At 69.2% G+C, this 3725-nt stretch carries 2 protein-coding genes and 1 pseudogene; all 3 read left to right on the top strand.

Annotated elements, in window-relative coordinates; genetic code table 11:
- The first annotated feature begins 152 nt into the window (after nt 1-152).
- Nucleotides 153-1691: a phytoene desaturase family protein gene (locus tag D7V88_RS39675; protein ID WP_120545705.1), complete on the top strand. Its 1539-nt coding sequence runs from the start codon at nt 153-155 to the stop codon at nt 1689-1691.
- 77 nt (nt 1692-1768) lie between these two features.
- Nucleotides 1769-2980, top strand: a complete 1212-nt coding sequence (gene dnaX, locus D7V88_RS39670) for a DNA polymerase III subunit gamma/tau (protein WP_120545704.1) — start codon at nt 1769-1771, stop codon at nt 2978-2980.
- Between the two features lie 433 nt (nt 2981-3413).
- Nucleotides 3414-3725: pseudogene (locus D7V88_RS39665) on the top strand (hypothetical protein); the annotation flags it as partial.

Raw genomic sequence — 3725 nt, 5'->3', positions numbered from 1 at the left:
TAGGATGTGTATAAGGGACAGGGGGGTGTTCACGGGACGGGCTCGACTCTTTCTGGACCCGACGTGCGAAGCAAGGCGCGCGGCGTTTGGCGGGGAGCCCCCGGCTCGGGTAGGAACGACCTTTCCCCAAGCGTTTCCCCAGGAGGAAGACCATGCCAGACGTCATCGTGGTGGGTGCGGGCCACAACGGACTTGTCACGGCGGCGATGCTCGCGCGCCGGGGCCTGTCCGTCACCGTGTTGGAAGAGAAGGCCATGGTGGGTGGCGCGTGCAAGACGGAGTACCCGTTCCGCACCGCGCCCAAGCTGGGCGTTTCCACCGGCGCGTACCTGCTGGGCCTGATGCCGCCGGAGCTGCTCCAGGAGCTCCAGATGGAGCTGCCCCTCAAGCGCAGGGATCCGCACTACTTCCTGCCGACCATGGACAAGCGCTACCTGCTCTTCGGTTCGGACGAGCGGGAGCTTGAGCGCCAGTTCCGCGAGTTCTTCTCCGAGGCGGACTGGAACGCCCACGTGGCGATGAACACGGAGCTCGGCGCGCTGCGCGAGGACCTGGCGCCCGCGTGGCTCCTGCCGCCCCTGTCCCTGGAAGCCACGGCGGAGCGCTACGTGCGCCCTGCCCTGCGCCAGCACTTCATCCGGCTGTGTCGCGGCACGGCGCGCGAGTACCTGGAGCGCTTCGGCTACCAGTCCGACTTCGTGAAGGCGATGTACGCCGTCACCGACGCGTTCTCCGGCCTGGACGGCGGCTATGACACGCCGGGCACGGGCATGAACCTGCTGGTTCACAACCTCTGCCGGCTGCCGGGCAGCGGCGGCACGTGGATGATCGTCGAAGGCGGCATGGGCACCGTCACCCAGCGCATCGCGCACCTGGCGCGCAAGCACGGCGCGGACATCCGCACGAATGCCAAGGTGGCGTCGGTGCGCGTGGACGCGGGCGTGGTGAAGGGCGTGGTGCTGGAGAACGGCGAGGAGCTCTCCGCGAAGGTGGTCATCTCCAACGCGGATCCGTTCCGCACGCTGAAGTGGGTGGATCCGGCCGCGGTGCCCGCCGACTACCGCCGCAAGGTGGACGGCATGTCGGCGCCGGGCACCACGCTGAAGGTGAACCTGTGCCTCAAGGGCCTGCCCACCTTCACCTGCCTGCCGGAGGACCGGGGCCAGTTCGGGCCCACCATCCACCTGCTGCCCCAGGGGGACGACGTGCTGGGGGCGCTCGCGCACGGCTACAAGGAGTCCAAGGCGGGCCGGCTCGCGGAGTTCCCCTCCATCGAGTGGTACGTGCACACCACCGTGGATCCGTCGCTGAAGGACGAGGAAGGCCACCACAACTCCGCCCTCTTCGTGGAGTGGGTGCCGGAGAAGCTGGAAGGCACGACGTGGGAGAAGGAGGAGGCGAAGTACGTGAAGCACCTTCTGTCCATCTGCGACCGCTTCGCCCCGGGCACCAGCGACCTGGTGCAGGAGTACTTCGCGCTGACGCCGCCGAAGATTGAGTCCCACTTCGGCATCACGCGGGGGCACATCCACCACGTGGACAACAAGCTGGGGTTCACCGACCGGCTGCCCTATGAGACGCCCGTGCAGGGGCTCTACTTCTGCAGCGCGGGCTGTCACCCGGCGGGCAGCGTCATCGGCGCGGCGGGCCACAACGCGGCCAACGTGGTGCTACAGGCGCTCGGACGCTGAGGCGGAGTCCGTCACACGGCGGGAGGAATGGACGTTCCATGGATCCTTCGTCCCGCCGTGTTTAGATGACATCCCCCATGAGCTACCTCGTCCTCGCCCGCAAATGGCGCCCGCAGACGTTCGATGACATGACCGGACAGGAGCACGTCGTCCGGACCATCGGGAATGCCATCAAGATGGACCGGGTCGCGCACGCGTACCTGTTCTGTGGTCCCCGAGGTGTGGGCAAGACGACGGCCGCCCGCCTGCTCGCCAAGGCCCTCAACTGCGAGCAGGGGCCCACGGCGAATCCCTGTGGCACCTGCCGGGCGTGCACGGAGATCACCTCCGGCACCAGCGTGGATGTGGCGGAGATCGACGGCGCGTCGAACAACGGCGTCGAGAATGTGCGCGAGATTCGCGAGAACGCGAAGTACCTGCCGCAGCGCGACCGCCACAAGATCTACATCATCGACGAGGTGCACATGCTCTCGGGGGCGGCGTTCAACGCGCTCCTGAAGACGCTGGAGGAGCCGCCCGGTCACGTGAAGTTCATCTTCGCGACGACGGAGGCGCACAAGCTCCCGGACACCATCCTGTCGCGCTGCCAGCGCCACAACTTCCGCCGCATCTCCGCGGCGCGGATGCTCCAGCGCCTCAAGGAGATCTGCCTCGCGGAGAAGGCGGGCATCTCCGAACAGTCGCTGTCGCTGGTGGTGCGTCAGTCCGAAGGCGGCATGCGCGACGCGCTAAGCCTGTTGGACCAGATTCTGGCGTCGTGCGGTCCCGACCCCACGGACGAGGCCGTCGCGGAGGCGATGGGCGCCATCGACCGCACGGTGGTGCAGGACTTCGCGGAGGCGCTGGTCCGCAAGGATGCGAAGCGCGTGCTGGGCCGCGTGGACGAGGTCTTCAACCGGGGCCTGGACCTGAAGCGGCTGGCGGAGGAGCTGGCGCTGCAACTGCGGCACCTGTTCGTCACCAAGTCGCTGGGCGAGGCGCCGCAGGAGCTGGCCGAGTCCGAGCAGAAGGCGCTCCTGGCGCTCGCGAAGGAAGCGGACACGGCGCAGTTGTCGCGCCTGTTCGACATCGTGCACGGCTGCATCTGGGACGTGTCGCGTGCGGCCCAGCCCCGGCTGGCGCTGGAGATGGCGCTGCTCAAGGCCATCCAGTTGTCCCCCGCCGGTTCGATTCCCGACCTGCTGGCCCGCGTGGAGCGGCTGTCCGCGGGACTTGGCGCGGAAGGCGCCACGAAGAGCACGTCCGGAGCGCCAGGAGGTCGCTCCGGTCCGTCGAACTTTCGCGTCTGAGGCCCCGTCCGAGCCTCCCCCGTCCCGTTCTTCGTCCGACGTTCGCGCGGCTTCCGCGCCCATGGCAGCACCCTCGCGTCCGGCGGATGCGCAGGGTCCTGCTGCGTATGCGGGCGCCACCGCGCGTCCGTTTGAAGGACAGGGCGCTCCCACACGCGCGTTCGAGCCCCAGGGTCCTGCCGCCTACGCAGGTGCCACGCCGCGTCCATTCGACGCGCAAGGTCCTGCCGCACACGCGGGAGCGGCACCGCGTCCGGTCGACGCACCTGGAACCTCGTTGCCCGCGAATGGAACGGCTCGCACGGGGGATGCGCCGGGCTTCGCGCATGTCGAGCCGTCCACCCGTCCGTCGGTAGCTCCCGGGTCCTTCGCGATGGTGGAAGGAGCGTCGGTAGCGCCTGCATCCATCGGTGCGTCCCCAGGGGCCGCGCGGATGCCTCCGGCCGCGCTCATGGAGGGACTGTCCCCTGTCGCGGCCCGTCCCCTCTCCTTCCTGCGCAATGGCGGCTCCGTGCCGTCTCCCGCCAGCGTGCCTCCCGCGCCCGTGGCGGTGATGGACGACATGTCCCCATCCGCCGCGCGACCGCATGCGTTCCTTCGCAACAGCGGAGGGGCCGCCCCTGCGATGGACGGCCCACCGGCTCCGGGCATCGTCGCGGACGACCTGCCCCCGTCGGCGGCGCGTCCCCTCGCCTTCCTTCGCAACGGGGGCGGAAAGCCGCTCCCGCCCCCCGACCCCGTGGAG

Source organism: Corallococcus terminator (assembly GCF_003611635.1).
Classification (GTDB): Bacteria; Myxococcota; Myxococcia; order Myxococcales; family Myxococcaceae; genus Corallococcus; species Corallococcus terminator.
Note: the sequence above shows the minus strand (reverse complement) of the source record. Positions and strands in the feature narration are given on the sequence as shown.

Bases quoted from the DNA above. Each gene is read 5' to 3' on its own strand.
- D7V88_RS39675 (WP_120545705.1), top strand. From the start codon at position 153: ATGCCAGACGTCATCGTGGTGGGTGCGGGCCACAACGGACTTGTCACG.
- dnaX (WP_120545704.1), top strand. From the start codon at position 1,769: ATGAGCTACCTCGTCCTCGCCCGCAAATGGCGCCCGCAGACGTTCGAT.